Here is an 18,110-nt window from a genome sequence, read left to right as displayed (position 1 = left end):
AGAAGGTGCAAAATATGAAAATAATTGTTCAAAAATTTGGTGGCACATCAGTACGTGATGACAATGGACGTAAGCATGCGCTTCATCATATAAAAAAATCATTAGCTGCTGGTTATAAAGTAGTTACTGTCGTATCTGCTATGGGCCGTAAAGGTGAACCATATGCAACGGATACGTTATTAAGTCTTGTAAATCAAGAGGAATCTACTATTTCTAAACGTGAGCAAGATTTATTATTATCGTGCGGAGAGTTAATCTCTGCAATTGTTTTCTCTAATATGTTGAATGAGAATAGTATAAAAGCAGCAGCATTAAATGGTGCACAAGCTGGTTTTGTAACGAATGATGACTTTACGAATGCAAAGATTATTGAAATGAATTGCGATCGTATACATGAAGAGTTAGAAAATGTAGATGTAATCGTCGTTACAGGATTCCAAGGGCAAACGAAAAAAGGTGATACGACAACACTTGGACGCGGAGGTAGTGATACTTCAGCTTCAGCATTAGGTGTTGCACTTCATGCTGAATACATCGATATATTCACTGATGTAGAAGGTGTTATGACTGCGGATCCTCGTATTGTAAAAGATGCACGTCATCTTCAAACTGTAACGTATAACGAAATTTGTAACATGGCTTATCAAGGTGCGAAAGTCGTTCATCCACGTGCAGTTGAAATTGCGATGCATGCAAAAGTGCCACTTCGTGTACGTTCTACGTATTCTGATAGTGAAGGTACGCTTATTTCAGCATATGACGGTGCTACAAGAGGTCGTGATGTAGAAGAACGTCCTGTTACAGGTATCGCCCACGTATCAAACGTAACGCAAATTAAAGTGCTTGCAAAAGAAACGGCATATGATTTGCAACAACATGTGTTTAAAGAGATGGCGAACGAAGGAATAAGTGTTGATTTAATTAATATTTCACCTACTGGCGTAGCATATACGGTGAGTGATAATGTATCAAGTCATGCAGTTAAATTATTAAAGAACCTTGGATATGAGCCAATTGTGACAGAACATTGTGCGAAAGTATCTATCGTTGGAGCTGGAATGGCAGGATACCCAGGGGTTACTGCGAAAATCGTTACAGCTTTAGCGGAAAAAGGTATTCAAATTCTGCAATCGGCAGATAGTCATACAACAATTTGGGTTCTTGTAAAAGAAACTGATTTAGTGGAGGCTGTAAATGCATTACATAGTGCGTTTGAGCTTTCAAAAGAAAAGCAACTGGAACAATAAGGAGTGAGACCATGATAGATTTTGGGACAATTGCAACCGCGATGGTAACACCGTTTGATATAAACGGGAATATCGATTTTGCAAAGACAACGAAATTGGTAAATTATTTAATTGATAACGGTACAACAGCAATCGTGGTAGGAGGAACGACAGGAGAATCTCCTACATTAACTTCAGAAGAGAAGGTAGCGTTATATCGCCATGTCGTATCTGTTGTCGATAAAAGAGTGCCCGTAATCGCTGGAACAGGTAGCAATAATACGCATGCTTCTATTGATTTAACTAAAAAGGCAACAGAATTTGGTGTGGATGCAGTAATGCTAGTAGCACCGTATTATAACAAACCGAGTCAAGAAGGAATGTATCAGCATTTTAAAGCAATTGCTGAAAGTACGCCACTTCCGGTTATGCTATATAACGTTCCAGGACGATCTATTGTACAAATCTCCGTTGATACAGTTGTTCGTTTATCAGAAATAGAAAACATTGTTGCTATTAAAGATGCAGGCGGCGATGTGTTAACAATGACAGAAATCATTGAAAAAACAGCGGACGACTTTGCGGTATACAGCGGTGATGACGGTTTAACGTTACCGGCTATGGCAGTTGGAGCGAAAGGTATCGTTTCGGTAGCATCTCATGTTATCGGAAACGAAATGCAAGAAATGATTACAGCATTTCTTGCAGGAGAGTTTAAGAAGGCACAAAAATTACATCAATTACTTGTAAGAGTAACTGATTCATTATTTATGGCGCCAAGTCCAACTCCAGTAAAAACAGCGTTACAAATGGTTGGATTAGATGTAGGTTCTGTACGTTTACCACTTCTTCCATTAACAGAAGAAGAAAGAGTAACGTTACAATCTGTAATGCAATCTATTCCTCGTTAATAAAAATGACCTAGTTTCACACTAGGTCATTTTTTTATTGATATGAAAATGTTTGAATCTGTTTTAAAGTAAATCTTTTATAAAATGATTTTAAGCTTGCCTTTCTCATCTGTATACGAACCTATAATATTGAAAACGAGTACATTACGCTACGCGTGCTCTACTTGATAAAGTATGATATTGTTCTTTCATTAATTTGGTTCCAACCTCTTGTCCTCGATAGTGACTGTCAAATCCCCCTAAAAATTTAATCTTATTAAATTTCTATTAGATTTTGTAATTCATAGCTTTTTGTCATGTAATACAATGTTTATAAGAAAAGGATCTTACACTTTTAATTTTGTTGAAAAGTAGTTGCTAGTACAGGAAATACTTTCGGTTATGTTTTTAGAGGAATTGCCTCAAATATGACGTAATCTATAAAAAAGTTTCATTTTATAAGTGTTTTTTTGCAATTCAAGAAAAAAATCTAGGAAATCCATCAAATGAAAGTAATTTAAAGTGTTTAGGGTTTTTTTTCAAATAACATGGAGTATAAAAGCAGCGGAAATAAGCCATATACTTTTAGTACTGTTCCTTTCTTTTACTTTTTCTTTCGCACGATTTAACTTGTGTTCTATTTCTTCTATCAGGTATAATATGGCTAAGTAGCTTAGTACGGGTATGCTTAGCAAAATTGGGAAAAATTATAATTTAATTAAATTTTCATATCATATCGAATAAGATATTTGATTTATATAATGAAAGAGAGGTGAAACCTGGTTTAAAAAATAAACAAGGACATGATATCGCATAACGGTAAGGACATTCGTCTTGGACGGTGAATATATGGTGGTTGTAGAGTTTCCCCTGGTGTCTCTGCAATTTTAGTGAAATCAGTGTTTGCAAGATTTTTAAACCAGGCAACAACATGAAGAGAAAAGAGAATGAGTCTGTTAAAGTATTTGCTCTTGGTGGAGTAGGTGAAATCGGGAAAAACATGTACTGTGTTGAAATTGATTCTGAAATCTTTATTGTGGATGCAGGGTTAATGTTCCCGGGAGATGAAATGTTTGGAATTGATATCGTTATTCCTGATATTACATATTTAGTGGAAAACCAAGAGCGAGTAAAGGGTTTATTTATTACTCACGGTCATGAAGATCATATTGGTGGTATTGTTTACGTACTTCGTAAATTATCTATTCCAGTGTATGCAACGAAATTAACAGTAGGACTTATACAAGAAAAACTTGGCGAAGCGGGTATGTTAGGTCGTGTAGACTTAAAAACAATCGATTCAAATTCAACAGTAGAGTTTAATACTACAACGGTGTCATTCTTTGGAACGACACATAGTATTCCAGATTCTGTTGGTGTTTGTTTCCATACATCAAAAGGTGCAATTGTATATACAGGAGACTTTAAATTCGATCAAACTCCAATTGGAAATAGTGGAGCAGACCTTGGGAAAATGGCTCAAATCGGAAATGAAGGCGTACTTTGCTTATTATCTGATAGTACAAACGCAGAGCGCCCAGGTTATACAGGTTCTGAAAAAGAAGTTGGTGTAGAAATTTCTAAAGTGTTCTACGGCGCAGAAGGTCGTATTATCGTTGCTTCATTTGCATCGAATGTACATCGTATTCAACAAGTATTTGATGCAGCTGCCGAAACAGGGCGAAAAGTAGCGGTAGTAGGACGTAGTATGGTGAAAGTAGTAGACATTGCAAGACGTCTTGGTTATTTAGATGTTCCAGAAGGTATGGTTATTTCATTACAAGAAGTAGACAACTTCCCAGAGAAAAAGGTAGCTATTTTAACGACAGGTAGTCAAGGTGAACCGATGGCTGCTCTATCTAGAATGGCAAAACAAGCACATAAACAAATTTCAATTCGTAAAGGTGATACTGTTATCATTGCTGCTTCGCCAATTCCGGGTAATGAAATATCTGTATCAAAAATTATTGATTTGTTATTTAGAGCTGGAGCTGAAGTTGTTTATTACGGCGAAAGAAAAGTTCATGTTTCAGGTCACGGTAGCCAAGAAGAATTAAAATTAATGTTAAATTTAATGAAACCGAAGTACTTTGTACCCGTACATGGTGAGTTCCGTATGCAAAAAGCACATGCGTATTTAGCTGAAGATGTAGGTATTACAAGAGAAAATATCTTTATCGTAGAAAAAGGCGACGTAATTGCTTTTGGTGACGATGAAGCGAACTTAGTCGGTAAAGTACAAGCTGGTAATGTTTTAATTGATGGATTAGGTGTAGGTGACGTTGGTAATATCGTTCTTCGAGATAGAAAGATGTTATCTCAAGATGGAATATTAGTAGTAGTTGTAACGCTTGGTAAAGATGAAAAGAAAATTATCTCTGGTCCAGAAATCATTTCACGTGGTTTCGTATATGTTCGTGAGTCAGAAGCGTTAATTGAACGATCTACAGAGATTGTACGTATGATTGTTGAGCAGTCAATTAAAGAATATTCGATTGAATGGTCAATGTTAAAACAAAATATTCGTGAATTATTAGGACAGTTCTTGTACGAAGAGACAAAGAGAAAACCTATGATTTTACCGATTATTATGGAAGTATAAAAAAGATCACCCTTATGGGTGATCTTTTTTTTCTTTTTAACCCTATCGAATGAAATTTATAACTTAAGAAATAATAGTTATATACGAGTGAAAGGGGATGCGAAATGACAGAACGTGATCGATATACAAATGAAGAAAAAGAAACTGAGCCAAAAGAAGCTGGAAAAGAGGCTTCAATAGTAGAAAAAATTCAACAGCTTGGACAGACAAATGTACCACAGATGAATGAATCACGTATTCATTGTTTAACGATTATCGGACAAGTGGAAGGTCATGTTCAATTACCGCCGCAAAATAAAACAACAAAATACGAGCATATCATTCCGCAAATTGTTGCGATTGAACAAAATCCGAAAATTGAAGGTTTGCTTTTAATATTAAATACGGTTGGAGGTGACGTTGAAGCTGGACTAGCAATTTCAGAAATGGTAGCTTCACTTTCAAAACCAACAGTATCTCTAGTTTTAGGTGGGGGACATTCCATCGGTGTACCGATTGCTGTTTCTACTGACTATTCGTTTATTGCGGAAACTGCGACGATGACAATTCATCCAATTCGTTTAACAGGTCTTGTCATAGGTGTGCCGCAAACATTTGAGTATTTGGATAAGATGCAAGAAAGAGTTATTCGTTTTGTGACGAAGCACTCGAAAGTAACAGAGGATCGTTTTAAAGAGCTTATGTTTGCGAAAGGAAATTTAACGCGAGATATTGGGACGAATGTAATTGGTGGAGATGCAGTAAAGTACGGTCTTATAGATGATGTTGGTGGTATTGGAAATGCGATTCGAAAATTAAACGAATTAATAGATGTTCGCGCGGAAGGTAGTGCAGAAGGGACAATGTTACAATGATTTTATATACAATTATGCCAGAGCAACTTGTGTATCCGGCCGATTATTCACAATGTGAAAGTCAAAAAGTTGTAAATATAAATGGTGTGGAATTAATGGTTTCTGAAGAGGAACATGGGTGTTATTCTATTGTACGTGTGCTAAGTACGGACCCACTTCACTATTTAGAGTTTGAGCCCGGTCAGAAAATAACCTTTTAGCAAAAAGAAGGATTTTGTTTAGAAGCTATGGTATAATATAAAAAACAAGACGGTTGAGCAGCCATGAGTAGGCTGCTTTCTTCTGTTTATTTAGCATTTTACAAGAAGTGTAAAAATAGAAGATATAAAGACCTGAAAAATAGAGAAAACAGACATATAAATAGAGCATTTTTAGGGGAGCTTTACTTATATGTAGAACACGAGGTGAAGAAATGGCAAAACAAAAGCAAAGAGGGACGAAGGCAAAGGCAAGACGTACGATAAAGCCAACTTTGTATTATGAAATCGTCGGTTTAACTCTTTTTGCACTTTCAATCATTACGATTTTACAGCTAGGCGTTGTAGGGAAATCGTTTGTGTTATTTTTTCGCTTCTTCTTTGGTGAGTGGTACATAATTGGTGTGTTAGGTGTAATAGCTTTATCGGTTTCCTTTGTTATAAAACGCGGATGGCCGAACCTTTTAAATAAACGGTTAATTGGATTTTATTTAATTGTATTGGCAATATTAATGTTTAGTCATATTACATTATTTAACCTTCTTACAAAAGATGGAGCAGTGCAAAATACTTCTGTTATTGTGAGTACGAAAGATAACTTCTTTCTTGAAATGAAAAAAGGGCCAGATAGCGTTCATTTAGGCGGTGGTATGTTTGGTGCGCTTATGTTCGCGACATGTTACTTCCTATTCGACGAAGTAGGAGCCTATATCATTGGGATTATTTTAGTTATTCTCGGGGTACTCTGTATAACAAATAAACATATTGGAGAAGTGTTAGCTCCAGTTGGTAGAATTCTTAGAAGTCAATTTCAAGTGATGCAAGGGGATTATAAAGATTGGAGATCCAAAAGAACGGCTGAACAAACAGAAAAGAAAAAAACAACAAGAAGTACAAGAAGCAAACGTGCTGCAGAACAAGAAGAAGTGATTGAGCCGATGGAAGAAATCCAAATTGATCCGCCAATTATTTCAAATTTCACTGAGAATTATCCTGCAAACGAAGAAGAGGATAAACGAATCGAAGTAGAGCAAGAAGATTTGATCACTTCACCGTTTATTGAAGAGACTCCACCAATTGAAGAATCAAAGAAAAAGCGTGGAGAAAAAATCGTTGAATCGTTAGAGAGTGAAGCGCAAGCACCTCCTATGCAATTTTCAAATGTAGAAAATAAAGATTACAAGCTTCCTTCACTTGATATATTAAAATTTCCAAAGAATAAGCAAGTTACAAATGAAAATGCGGAAATTTATGAGAATGCTCGTAAATTAGAACGTACATTCCAAAGTTTCGGAGTGAAAGCGAAAGTAACAAAAGTGCATAGAGGTCCTGCAGTTACAAAATATGAAGTGTATCCTGATATGGGGGTAAAGGTAAGCAAAATTGTCAGTTTAAGTGATGATTTAGCCCTTGCATTAGCTGCAAAGGACATTCGTATTGAGGCGCCAATTCCCGGGAAATCAGCTGTAGGGATCGAAGTTCCGAACTCAGAAGTTTCGATGGTAACGCTGAGGGAAGTTCTTGATTCTAAGGCTAACAATCATCCGGAAGAGAAGTTGTTAATTGGTCTTGGCCGAGATATTACAGGTGAAGCTGTATTAGCCCGTTTAAATAAAATGCCCCATTTACTCGTAGCTGGTGCGACAGGGAGCGGGAAAAGTGTATGTATTAACGGTATTATTGTTAGTATTTTAATGCGTGCAAAACCACATGAAGTAAAATTAATGATGATTGACCCGAAAATGGTAGAGTTAAATGTATATAACGGTGTGCCTCATTTGTTAACACCAGTTGTAACTGATCCGAAAAAAGCATCGCAAGCATTGAAAAAAGTTGTGAGTGAGATGGAACGTCGTTATGAATTGTTTGCTCATAGTGGTACACGTAACATTGAAGGATACAACGATTATATAAAAGAGCATAATAGTCAATCAGAAGCGAAACAACCCGAATTACCGTATATTGTAGTAATTGTGGACGAGTTAGCAGATTTAATGATGGTTGCTTCGTCTGATGTAGAGGATGCGATTATGCGTCTAGCGCAAATGGCTCGTGCTGCTGGTATTCATTTAATTATTGCAACGCAACGTCCGTCAGTTGACGTTATTACGGGTGTTATTAAAGCGAATATTCCATCACGTATTGCATTCGCTGTATCTTCTCAAACAGATTCTCGTACAATTCTTGACGGTGGTGGTGCAGAGAAGCTACTAGGTCGTGGCGACATGCTGTTTATACCAATTGGTGCATCGAAACCTGTACGTGTACAAGGTGCATTTTTATCAGATGATGAAGTTGAGAGAGTTGTAGAATATGTTATTGGACAGCAAAAAGCACAATATCAAGAAGATATGATTCCGCAAGATGTTCCTGATACGAAGCAGGAAGTAGAAGATGAATTATATGATGAAGCGGTTCAACTTGTAGTGGAAATGCAAACAGCATCTGTTTCTATGCTACAACGTAGGTTTAGAGTAGGTTATACGCGAGCTGCTCGTCTAATTGATGCAATGGAAATGAATGGTGTAGTAGGTCCATATGAAGGTAGTAAACCGAGAGAAGTACTCATTAATGATGTACAAGAAAAAAGTTCTTAAAAAAAGCCTAATTGTTTTTACAATTAGGCTTTTTTATATAGTGTTTTTGTTATATACTATACTCAGCAATAAAGAAAGGGCTTACATTTAGAGGGTATCTTTAGAATACGAATACTTTGAGTATGTTTTATGTAAATGTTCGATATTTAATGTAGAAAAATGTTGGATTTTGTTGACACGTATGAGAGCAAGTGGTAAGATTACTTCGAAAAGAATCACTGCCTCATATAATCTTGGAGATAAGGTCCATAAGTTTCTACCTGGCAACCATGAATTGCTAGACTATGAGGGGAAAAGTGTGTAACAAAGGATGTAAAGGATCTTTGTGCCGAACTTTTTCTCGAAATGAGGAATGTTTATGGTGCAAAGTTTTTTTTATACAGTAAAGAGTGAAAATTTCATTTTAAAAAATTATTATTATTTATTCGACAATTGCGCTTATTTTTAGTGGTTAGTCATTTGTACTATGTTGTAAGTTGAAAAAAGAGAAAAGAAGTCTTACATCAGAGGTCGAATAATTGAAATGCGGGGGAGTCTTATGTCAGTAAAATCCGATAGTCGTCACCTATATTTACGGGTGATTGATCACATCAAAGAAAAAATTAAAGATGGGGCTTATAAAGAACGACAAAAGTTACCATCAGAGTTTGATTTAGCGAAAGAACTTGGCGTAAGTAGAGCGACTTTAAGGGAAGCGTTACGTATTTTAGAAGAAGAAAATGTTGTCATTCGTAGACATGGTGTAGGGACATTTGTAAATGCAAAGCCATTATTTTCTTCTGGAATAGAACAACTTTCTAGTATTACAGATATGATTTCTAGTGTGGGGAAAACACCAGGAACGATCTTTTTATCATCATCTACTACAACTTTAACAGAAGAGGAAAAAGAGAAGTTTAATAGTGAAGATGGTTTCAATGCAGTGATGATTGAACGCGTGCGTACAGCAGATGGGGAACCTGTTGTATATTGTATCGATAAACTTGCAAAAGAAATATTGCCAGATTTATCGGGTTACAATGAGGAGTCATTATTAACGGTGATACATAATAACACGCATAAGCGCATAACATATGCGGTTGCTCATATTGAGCCAATTGGCTATCACCCTAAAATCTCACCGATTTTAGAATGTGAGCCTGAAACAGCACTGCTTGTATTAAAACAAATGCACTATGATCAAAATGATGAGCCAATCTTATATTCTATCAATTACTTTAGAGCTGATAAGTTTAGCTTCCACGTATTAAGAAAGCGTATGTAGATAAGTTCCTTTTTAGGGAGGTGACAGCAAGAAGTAAGGAACAGCAGCGAAAGAATAAAAAAATATATATCATTTTTGGAGGGGTTTCTAGTATGAAGAAAAAAGCAGGTCTTTTATTATCATTAACATTAGCAGCAAGTACAGTTTTAGGTGCATGTGGTAACTCGGATAAGGCAAGCAGTGACAAGAAAGACACGAAAGACTTCAAGGTCGGTATGGTAACGGATGTTGGGGGCGTTGATGACAAATCGTTCAACCAATCGTCTTGGGAAGGACTAAAAAAGTTTGGTAAAGATAACGGATTAAAGGAAAAGACAAATTATCGTTACCTACAGTCTGAAAAAGAAGCGGATTATATTCCAAACTTAAAGAAATTTTCAAAAGATAAGTATGATTTATCTTTCGGAATTGGTTATAAATTAGAAGGTGCAATTAAAGAAGTAGCAAAAGAATCTCCAAAACAACAATTTGCAATCGTTGATACTGTAGTAGATGCACCAAACGTAACGAGCATTACATTTAAAGATCATGAAGGATCATTCCTTGTAGGTGCGGTAGCAGCTATGTCAACAAAATCGAATAAAGTAGGATTTGTTGGTGGGATGAAGAGTGATTTAATTAGTAAATTCGAAAATGGATTTAAAGCGGGTGCAAAAGCAGTAAATCCAAACATTGAAATCGTATCTGAATATGCAGAAGCATTCGATAAACCTGAAAAAGGTACAGTTCTTGCATCAGCAATGTATGGTCAAGGCGTAGACGTAATTTATCATGCTGCTGGTGGTACAGGTAACGGTGTATTCACTGAAGCGAAAAACCGTAAGAAAAAAGGTGAAAATGTTTGGGTAATCGGTGTTGACCGTGATCAAAACCAAGAAGGTATGCCTGAAAACGTAACATTAACTTCAATGGTAAAACGTGTAGATATCGCTGTTGAAAAAGTAGCGCAAGAAGCGAAAGACGGTAAGTTAAAAGGCGGTAAAGTAGAAGCGTTTGGTTTAAAAGATGACGGTATTGGTATTTCAAAAACAACTGATAACGTGAAAAAAGTTAACCCTGAAATTTTAACAAAAGTAGAAGAATTTGAAAAGAAAATTACAGACGGTGAAATTAAAGTACCGGCTACAGATAAAGAGTATAAAGAATATGAAGCTTCTCTAAAAAAATAAATAGAGAAATAGCAAAGGTTAGTTCATAGAACTAACCTTTGTATGTATAAAACTTCCGAATTGCTTAATAAGTTAATAGTGTAATAGGGAATGTTCCCTGTTAAAAGGAGGAACACAATGGAATACGTAATTGAGATGAATAACATTACGAAAGTATTCCCAGGCATTGTAGCGAATGATGATATTACGCTGCAAGTAAAGCAGGGTGAGATACATGCTTTACTTGGAGAAAATGGTGCAGGGAAATCCACATTGATGAATGTACTATTTGGTTTGTACCAACCAGAACAAGGTGAAATTAAAATTAAAGGAAAGTCTGTAAATATTACCAATCCGAATGTGGCAAATGACCTTGGTATTGGAATGGTTCATCAGCACTTTATGCTTGTTCATAATTTTACAGTTACAGAGAATATTATTCTCGGAAATGAACCGAGGAAAAAAGGGAAAATTGCTGTTGAGGAAGCTGCTAAAGAAATTCAAAAACTGTCTGAACAATACGGTTTAGCTGTAGATCCATATGCGAAAATACAGGATATTTCAGTGGGTATGCAACAGCGTGTTGAGATTTTGAAAACTCTTTACCGCGGTGCAGAAATTTTAATATTTGATGAACCGACAGCTGTGTTAACACCACAAGAAATTCATGAGCTAATTCAAATTATGAAAAAGCTTGTGCAAGAAGGAAAATCTATTGTTCTTATTACACATAAGTTGAAAGAAATTATGGAAGTTTGCGATCGTTGTACGATTATTCGTAAAGGAAAAGGAATTGGAACGGTTGACGTTGCAAATACGGATGAAAATAAACTTGCAGAATTAATGGTCGGACGTCAAGTGAATTTTAAAACAGAAAAAAAAGACGCGAAACCAAAAGAAGAGGTACTTTCAATTGCAAATCTTGTTGTTCACGATGCACGTCAACTACCTGCTGTAAAAGGCCTTGACTTAACTGTTCGTGCGGGGGAAATTGTTGGGATTGCAGGGATTGATGGAAATGGACAAAGTGAATTAATAGAAGCAATTACTGGTTTACGAAAAGTTGAGTCAGGTTCTATTGCAATTAAAGGGAAAGAAATAACAAATTGGCCTGTTAGAAGAATAACAGAAGAAGGAATTGGTCATATTCCAGAAGATCGTCATAAACACGGACTCGTCCTTGATTTTTCTGTTAGAGATAATATAGTTCTGCAAACGTACTATAAGAATCCGTTTTCAAAGAAAGGGATTTTAAATTTCAGCAAAATTACAGAAAAAGCAAAGGCTCTTATTGAACAGTTTGATGTACGTACACCCAGTGAGCAAACTTTAGCACGCGCTCTATCTGGGGGAAATCAACAAAAAGCAATTATTGCACGTGAAGTAGACCGTGATCCAGATTTATTAATCGCAGCACAGCCAACACGTGGTTTAGATGTAGGAGCAATTGAATTTATTCATAAGAGATTAATAGAGCAAAGGGATAAAGGGAAAGGTGTATTACTTTTATCACTAGAGTTAGATGAAATCTTAAATGTTAGCGATCGAATTGCTGTTATTTATGAAGGGAAAATTGTAGCAATAGTTGATGCGAAAGAAACGAATGAACAACAGCTTGGATTGTTAATGGCTGGAGGAACAAAGAAGGAGCAGGTGGGTACAAATGGCTAAAAAACTTTTAACAGAACGAACGATAAATATTTTAGTCCCAGTACTATCCGTTATTTTTGGCTTACTTGTCGGAGCGATTGTAATGTTAGTTAGTGGTTATGATCCAATTGTAGGTTATAGTGCACTTTGGACAGGGATGTTCGGTAGCGCAAGTGCGATTGGTGAAACGCTTCGTACAATGATACCGCTTATTCTTGCTGGTTTATCAGTGGCGTTTGCATTTCGTACAGGTTTATTTAATATCGGGGTAGAGGGTCAATTGCTAGTTGGTTGGCTTGCAGCGGTTTGGTTCGGTTATGCAGTTTCACTACCAGCTTTCCTTCATATTCCATTATCTATTTTATTCGCAGCATTGGTAGGAGGAATTTGGGGCTTCATTCCTGGATATTTAAAAGGAAAGTTTCAAGTTAATGAGGTTATTGTAACAATTATGATGAACTATATCGCATTATATGTAACATATGACATCATTAAGCGCTTTTTACATGAAGGTAATGATAAAACGTATGACATTAAAGAGAGTGCATCACTATCTTCAGACTGGCTTGCTAGCATTACTGATGGTTCGCGTCTTCACTGGGGAATTATTGTAGCAATATTAATCGCTATTTTAATGTGGTTCTTATTAGATCGAACAACTGTAGGCTACGAATTAAAGTCGGTAGGATTTAATCAGCATGCTTCTCAATATGCAGGTATGAAAGTTTCTCGTAATGTAGTATTCTCCATGACAATTGCTGGTGCATTTGCGGGGATTGGTGGAGCGATGGAAGGATTAGGAACATTCCAGAGTATGACCGCGATGTCTTCGTTTACAGGAGTAGGATTTGATGGGATTGCCGTAGCATTACTTGGAGGGAATAATCCGTTTGGTATAATCCTTTCAGCTTTATTATTTGGTGGTTTGAAAAGTGCTTCCCCTCAAATGAACTTTGAGGCAGATGTACCATCAGAGCTTATTAATGTAATTATTGCATGTATCATCTTCTTTGTTGCATGTAGTTATGTGTTAAGATGGGCGCTTACACGCATGAGCAAGGAGGGGAAATAAATGAGCTTTTTAGATATATTAGCCATTCTTGTGACGGGTACGTTATATACATCGGCACCTATCATTTTCACAGCACTAGGTGGAGTATTTAGTGAACGATCGGGTGTTGTAAATATCGGATTAGAAGGACTAATGCTATTTGGTGCATTTATTGGAGTTGTTACAAACTTATTAATGGGTGATACTTGGGGAACGATGACCCCGTGGATTGCGTTATTATTTGCGGCAATTGGTAGTGGATTATTTGCATTACTTCATGCGGTAGCTTCTATTACATTCCGAGCAGATCAAGTTGTAAGTGGTGTAGCAATTAACTTCTTATCCCTTGGTTTAACGGTATTTGCAATTAAGAAGATTTTTGATAAAGGGCAGACTGACTTTATTCAGTATCGTATTGAAAAGATTGATATTCCAGGCCTTTCGGATATTCCGGTTTTAGGGAAAATATTTTTCTCGAATGTACCAATAACGTCGTATATTGCCATTATTTTAGCATTCGTTGTTTGGTATGTTATTTATAAAACACCGTTCGGTCTTCGTCTACGTGCTGTTGGTGAACACCCAATGGCAGCGGATACGATGGGGATTAACGTATATAAAATGCGCTATATTGGAGTCTGTATTTCAGGAGTGTTTGCTGGAATTGGTGGAGCGATTTTTGCAATGTCAATTTCTAATAACTTCTCAGGGGCAACTATTACAGGACAAGGTTTCTTAGCTTTAGCTGCTATGATTTTTGGAAAGTGGAATCCACTAGGCGCACTAGGTGCAGCTCTATTCTTTGGTTTTGCGCAATCTCTTAGTGTAACGGGCGGAACAATTCCTGTATTAGATCAAATTCCAAGTGTTTTATTAACGATATTACCATATGTATTCACAATATTAGCGCTTGTTGGTTTTGTAGGTCGTTCTGAAGCTCCGAAAGCATTAGGAACTCCTTATGAAAAAGGAAAACGATAAGTATTTTATAAGTATAAAAAAGCTCGCACATTAGTGTGGGCTTTTTTACATAGAATATATTTAATACGGAATTTTACTATGTTCCTTACATATTAAAGTTTTTAGAAAGAATCATATGTAAGCATAATAAGGGAGAAAAGTTGATTTTTTATTTCTAAAAACTGTATATTGAAGAGGAATATTCCTATATACGTAAAGGAGGGCTATAAATGAAACTAATGGAACAACAACTACATGAGTTAGGTGGTTTGCGCGTACATATTATTCCGACTGATAAATATAAAACGAATACCTTTGTATTTCGTTTTAAAGCGCCTTTAAATGAGGAGACGGTGACAGAGCGTGCCCTATTGCCATACGTATTGCAAAGTGCCACAGAAAAATTACCTTCTGTAATTCGTCTTCGTCAATATTTAGAAGAATTATACGGGTCTTCTTTAGCGGTAGATGTAAGTAAAAAAGGGGAAGACCATATTATCTCCATTTATGTAGACATTGCAAATGAAGTTTATTTACATGATGCACCACCGTTATTTGAAAAAGCGCTTTCTATGTTGTCTGATATTGTGTTACATCCAGCAACCGAGGGGAACGGTTTCCTATCTTCTATCGTAGAAAGTGAAAAAAGAGCACTGTTACAGAGAATTGAAGCTACTTATGATGATAAAATGCGTTATGCAAACGAGCGTTTAATTGAAGAAATGTGCAAAGTAGAACCGTATCGTTTAAGTGCAAATGGAAAAAAAGAGAGTGTTACGTCTATTACAAATGAAAGTCTGTATCAATATTATCAAAAGGTGTTAGCAGAAGATGAAATGGATCTATATATTATTGGTGATATTTCAACAAACGCCGTTGATCTTGTAAGTAAGTATTTTTCTATTTCAGCTCGTCCAGTGAGAGAAAGAAATGTACTCCTTCATAGACGAAATAATGAAGAAAAAGAAGTTGTTGAAAAACAAGAATTAAAACAAAGTAAATTACACATCGGTTATCGTACATTTGTCACATATAAAGATGAAGATTATTTTGCATTGCAATTGTTCAATGGATTGTTTGGTGGTTTTTCTCATTCGAAGTTATTCGTAAATGTGCGTGAAAAAAATAGTTTAGCGTACTATGCAGCATCGCGCTTTGAAAGTCATAAAGGTTTATTATTTGTTATGTCAGGAATCGAAGCGGAAAATTATGAAAAAGCAGTTGAGATTATTAAAGAACAAATGCTTGCGATGCAAAACGGAGAGTTTTCTGAAGAAGAAATACATCAAACAAAAAGTGTCATCCAAAATCAAATATTAGAGGCGATTGATACACCGCGTGGATTTGTAGAAATGCTATATCATGGTATTATTTCAGATCGTACACGTCCAGTTGAAGAATGGCTTACAGGTATAGAAAGTGTAACAAAAGAAGAAATTGTAAAAGTAGCTAAAAATATTGAACTAGATACAATTTACTTTTTACAAGGAACGGAGGGAGAGTAAATGGAAAAAATTGTTTATGAGCAATTAAAAGAAACACTCTATTATGAAAAACTTCCTAATGGATTAGATGTATATGTTTTACCGAAACAAGGATTTAATAAAACATTTGCGACGTTTACGACGAAATATGGTTCAGTAGATAATACATTTGTACCATTGGGGAAAGAAGAAATGATTCGTGTGCCTGATGGGATTGCACATTTTCTTGAGCATAAATTATTTGAAAAAGAAGATCACGATGCTTTCCAATTGTTTAGTAAACAAGGAGCATCGGCAAATGCTTTTACATCCTTCACACGAACAGCTTACCTTTTTTCATGTACTTCAAACGTAGAACAAAATTTAAATACATTGCTAAACTTCGTGCAAGAGCCTTATTTCTCTGAAAAAACAGTTGAAAAAGAGAAGGGGATTATTGGGCAAGAAATTCAAATGTATCAAGATAACCCAGATTGGCGTTTGTACTTTGGGTTAATTGATAGCTTGTTTGTAAAACACCCAATTAAAATTGATATTGCAGGGACAATCGAATCTATTAGTAAAATTACGAAAGATTTATTATATGAATGTTATGAAACATTTTATCATCCGAGCAATATGTTATTATTTGTTGTGGGTGCAATTGATCCAGAGAAAACAATGGATTTAGTACGTGAAAATCAAGCGGAAAAAGATTATAAAAACCAGCCAGAAATTGTGCGTTCATTTGAAGAGGAACCAAATGAGGTAAATGAAAAGAAAAAAATTATTTCAATGCCTGTGCAAACACCGAAATGTTTAGTTGGTATTAAAGCGACTAATTTAAAAGAAAAGGGGCAAGCGCTTTTAAAACAAGAAATTGCGCTTACGTTACTCTTAGATTATTTATTTGGAAAAAGTTCTGTTCATTACGAAGCTTTATATAATGAAGGACTTATTGATGATTCATTCTCGTATGACTATACAGAAGAAAATAACTTCGGTTTTGCAATGGTTGGTGGTGATACGAAACAACCTGATGAATTGGCAGATCGTTTAAAAGATATTTTATTAAAAACAGATTATGATCAATTAGATGCGGCGGCATTAGAACGAGTGAAGAAAAAGAAAATTGGTGGTTTTTTACGCTCGTTGAATTCACCAGAATATATTGCAAATCAATTTACACGATATGCGTTTAATGAATCTAGTCTATTTGATGCATTGACTGTATTAGAAGGGCTAACCGTTCAAGACTTACAAGAAGTAGCAAAATTATTGTTATCAGAAGAAAAAATGAGTGTTTGTCAGGTGTTACCGAAAAAATAACATTTTAAAGATACCCTCATCTTATCATTGAAAAATTGTAAGATGAGGGTATTATTTAGTTGTGTGAAAATTGAACTTGTAGAGATAAGAGAGGGAATTTATGAAAAAGTATGCGTTAGTAACTGGAGGGAGCGGAGGGATTGGCTCTGCTATTTCGAAACAATTAATTCAAGATGGATATACAGTTTATGTTCATTACAATAACAGTGAAGGAAAGGTATTGGAATTGCAGAAAGCATGGGGAGAAGTTATCCCTGTTCAAGCGAATTTGGCTTCTAGTGATGGAGCAGAGCAATTGTGGGGACAAATTGAACACCCTATTGATGTTATTGTATACGCAGCTGGGAAGAGTATTTTTGGACTAGTAACAGATGTAACAAACGAAGAATTGGGTTATATGGTAGAACTTCAAGTGAAGAACGTATATAAATTACTTTCAATGGCACTTCCGCCTATGATCGGGAGGAGAAGTGGTAATATTGTAATTATTTCATCTATATGGGGACAAATAGGGGCTTCTTGTGAAGTGCTGTATTCAATGGTAAAAGGGGCGCAAAATTCATATGTGAAAGCTTTAGCGAAAGAAGTTTCTTTAAGTGGATTACGTGTGAATGCAGTAGCACCAGGAGCAATTGAAACGGAAATGTTAAGTGTTTTTTCTGAAGAAGATAAAATGGGAATTGCTGAAGATATACCATTAGGTAGAATAGGATTACCAGAAGAAGTAGCAAAAACAGTTTCATTCCTCGTATCACCAGGAGCATCATACATAACTGGACAAATCATCGGAGTGAATGGCGGTTGGCACTGCTAAAAATTTCTTACATAAAAAATGAACAGTTGCACAAATTAAGGATGATTTTATTACTCAATAGTGAG

The 18,110-nt window shown here is 35.9% G+C and carries 14 protein-coding genes and 1 riboswitch; all 14 genes read left to right on the top strand.

The features are described from left to right. Nucleotides 1–14 precede the first annotated feature (14 nt). The 14 genes from dapG to ymfI all read left to right on the top strand — a co-directional run bounded on the left by dapG (nt 15) and on the right by ymfI (nt 18,045). A complete protein-coding gene (dapG, locus tag DN403_RS08330) occupies nt 15–1,247 on the top strand; it encodes an aspartate kinase (RefSeq protein WP_000692458.1) in 1,233 nt (410 codons plus the stop codon). Between the two features lie 11 nt (nt 1,248–1,258). Then, on the top strand, nt 1,259–2,137 hold the full coding sequence (gene dapA / locus DN403_RS08325; protein ID WP_149185391.1) for a 4-hydroxy-tetrahydrodipicolinate synthase: 879 nt from the start codon (nt 1,259–1,261) through the stop codon (nt 2,135–2,137). Nucleotides 2,138–3,047: 910 nt separating this feature from the next. Further along, a complete protein-coding gene (locus tag DN403_RS08320) occupies nt 3,048–4,718 on the top strand; it encodes a ribonuclease J (protein ID WP_000823089.1) in 1,671 nt (556 codons plus the stop codon). Nucleotides 4,719–4,822: 104 nt separating this feature from the next. Then, nucleotides 4,823–5,572 carry a translocation-enhancing protein TepA gene (tepA, locus tag DN403_RS08315; protein ID WP_000139825.1) on the top strand — a complete coding sequence of 250 codons (750 nt, stop codon included), beginning with the start codon at nt 4,823–4,825 and terminating at the stop codon, nt 5,570–5,572. Then, a complete protein-coding gene (locus DN403_RS08310; RefSeq protein ID WP_000605020.1) occupies nt 5,569–5,772 on the top strand; it encodes a YlzJ-like family protein in 204 nt (67 codons plus the stop codon). The genes tepA and DN403_RS08310 overlap by 4 nt, the downstream gene beginning before the upstream one ends. Nucleotides 5,773–5,984: 212 nt before the next feature. Continuing rightward, nucleotides 5,985–8,366, top strand: coding sequence for a DNA translocase FtsK (locus tag DN403_RS08305; protein WP_001118793.1), 2,382 nt, complete (start codon nt 5,985–5,987; stop codon nt 8,364–8,366). 203 nt (nt 8,367–8,569) lie between these two features. Further along, a riboswitch (purine riboswitch) is annotated at nt 8,570–8,671 on the top strand. A gap of 233 nt (nt 8,672–8,904) precedes the next feature. After that, complete coding sequence (locus DN403_RS08295) at nt 8,905–9,630, top strand: GntR family transcriptional regulator (RefSeq protein ID WP_000114182.1); 726 nt, start codon at nt 8,905–8,907, stop codon at nt 9,628–9,630. 92 nt (nt 9,631–9,722) lie between these two features. Continuing rightward, the gene (locus DN403_RS08290; protein ID WP_000725767.1) at nt 9,723–10,799 is read left to right on the top strand and encodes a BMP family lipoprotein; all 1,077 of its coding nucleotides are present in this window, start codon (nt 9,723–9,725) and stop codon (nt 10,797–10,799) included. Between the two features lie 117 nt (nt 10,800–10,916). Continuing rightward, nucleotides 10,917–12,449: an ABC transporter ATP-binding protein gene (locus DN403_RS08285; protein ID WP_000456930.1), complete on the top strand. Its 1,533-nt coding sequence runs from the start codon at nt 10,917–10,919 to the stop codon at nt 12,447–12,449. Further along, entirely contained in the window at nt 12,442–13,500 is a 1,059-nt protein-coding gene (locus DN403_RS08280; protein ID WP_149185390.1) for an ABC transporter permease, read from the top strand. Before DN403_RS08285 ends, DN403_RS08280 begins: the two co-directional genes overlap by 8 nt. Continuing rightward, the gene (locus DN403_RS08275; protein ID WP_000008857.1) at nt 13,501–14,460 is read left to right on the top strand and encodes an ABC transporter permease; all 960 of its coding nucleotides are present in this window, start codon (nt 13,501–13,503) and stop codon (nt 14,458–14,460) included. Nucleotides 14,461–14,669: 209 nt separating this feature from the next. After that, nucleotides 14,670–15,944 carry an EF-P 5-aminopentanol modification-associated protein YfmF gene (gene yfmF, locus DN403_RS08270; protein ID WP_016077343.1) on the top strand — a complete coding sequence of 425 codons (1,275 nt, stop codon included), beginning with the start codon at nt 14,670–14,672 and terminating at the stop codon, nt 15,942–15,944. Beyond that, nucleotides 15,945–17,231, top strand: a complete 1,287-nt coding sequence (gene yfmH / locus DN403_RS08265) for an EF-P 5-aminopentanol modification-associated protein YfmH (RefSeq protein WP_000411972.1) — start codon at nt 15,945–15,947, stop codon at nt 17,229–17,231. A 100-nt stretch (nt 17,232–17,331) separates the two neighbouring features. Further along, nucleotides 17,332–18,045: an elongation factor P 5-aminopentanone reductase gene (gene ymfI / locus DN403_RS08260; protein WP_000759625.1), complete on the top strand. Its 714-nt coding sequence runs from the start codon at nt 17,332–17,334 to the stop codon at nt 18,043–18,045. Nucleotides 18,046–18,110: the final 65 nt, after the last annotated feature.

Origin of the sequence: Bacillus sp. AY2-1 (assembly GCF_008368965.1) — a bacterium.
GTDB classification, from domain to species: Bacteria; Bacillota; Bacilli; order Bacillales; family Bacillaceae_G; genus Bacillus_A; species Bacillus_A thuringiensis_S.
The sequence above is the reverse complement of the archived record's forward strand: the minus strand, read 5'-3'. Positions and strand labels throughout refer to the sequence as shown.

Coding starts and splice junctions, on each gene's coding strand:
- tepA (WP_000139825.1), top strand. CDS start 4,823: ATGACAGAACGTGATCGATATACAAATGAAGAAAAAGAAACTGAGCCA.
- DN403_RS08290 (WP_000725767.1), top strand. CDS start 9,723: ATGAAGAAAAAAGCAGGTCTTTTATTATCATTAACATTAGCAGCAAGT.
- DN403_RS08275 (WP_000008857.1), top strand. CDS start 13,501: ATGAGCTTTTTAGATATATTAGCCATTCTTGTGACGGGTACGTTATAT.
- DN403_RS08295 (WP_000114182.1), top strand. CDS start 8,905: ATGTCAGTAAAATCCGATAGTCGTCACCTATATTTACGGGTGATTGAT.
- DN403_RS08320 (WP_000823089.1), top strand. CDS start 3,048: ATGAAGAGAAAAGAGAATGAGTCTGTTAAAGTATTTGCTCTTGGTGGA.
- DN403_RS08285 (WP_000456930.1), top strand. CDS start 10,917: ATGGAATACGTAATTGAGATGAATAACATTACGAAAGTATTCCCAGGC.
- DN403_RS08310 (WP_000605020.1), top strand. CDS start 5,569: ATGATTTTATATACAATTATGCCAGAGCAACTTGTGTATCCGGCCGAT.
- dapG (WP_000692458.1), top strand. CDS start 15: ATGAAAATAATTGTTCAAAAATTTGGTGGCACATCAGTACGTGATGAC.
- DN403_RS08280 (WP_149185390.1), top strand. CDS start 12,442: ATGGCTAAAAAACTTTTAACAGAACGAACGATAAATATTTTAGTCCCA.
- DN403_RS08305 (WP_001118793.1), top strand. CDS start 5,985: ATGGCAAAACAAAAGCAAAGAGGGACGAAGGCAAAGGCAAGACGTACG.
- yfmF (WP_016077343.1), top strand. CDS start 14,670: ATGAAACTAATGGAACAACAACTACATGAGTTAGGTGGTTTGCGCGTA.
- ymfI (WP_000759625.1), top strand. CDS start 17,332: ATGAAAAAGTATGCGTTAGTAACTGGAGGGAGCGGAGGGATTGGCTCT.
- dapA (WP_149185391.1), top strand. CDS start 1,259: ATGATAGATTTTGGGACAATTGCAACCGCGATGGTAACACCGTTTGAT.
- yfmH (WP_000411972.1), top strand. CDS start 15,945: ATGGAAAAAATTGTTTATGAGCAATTAAAAGAAACACTCTATTATGAA.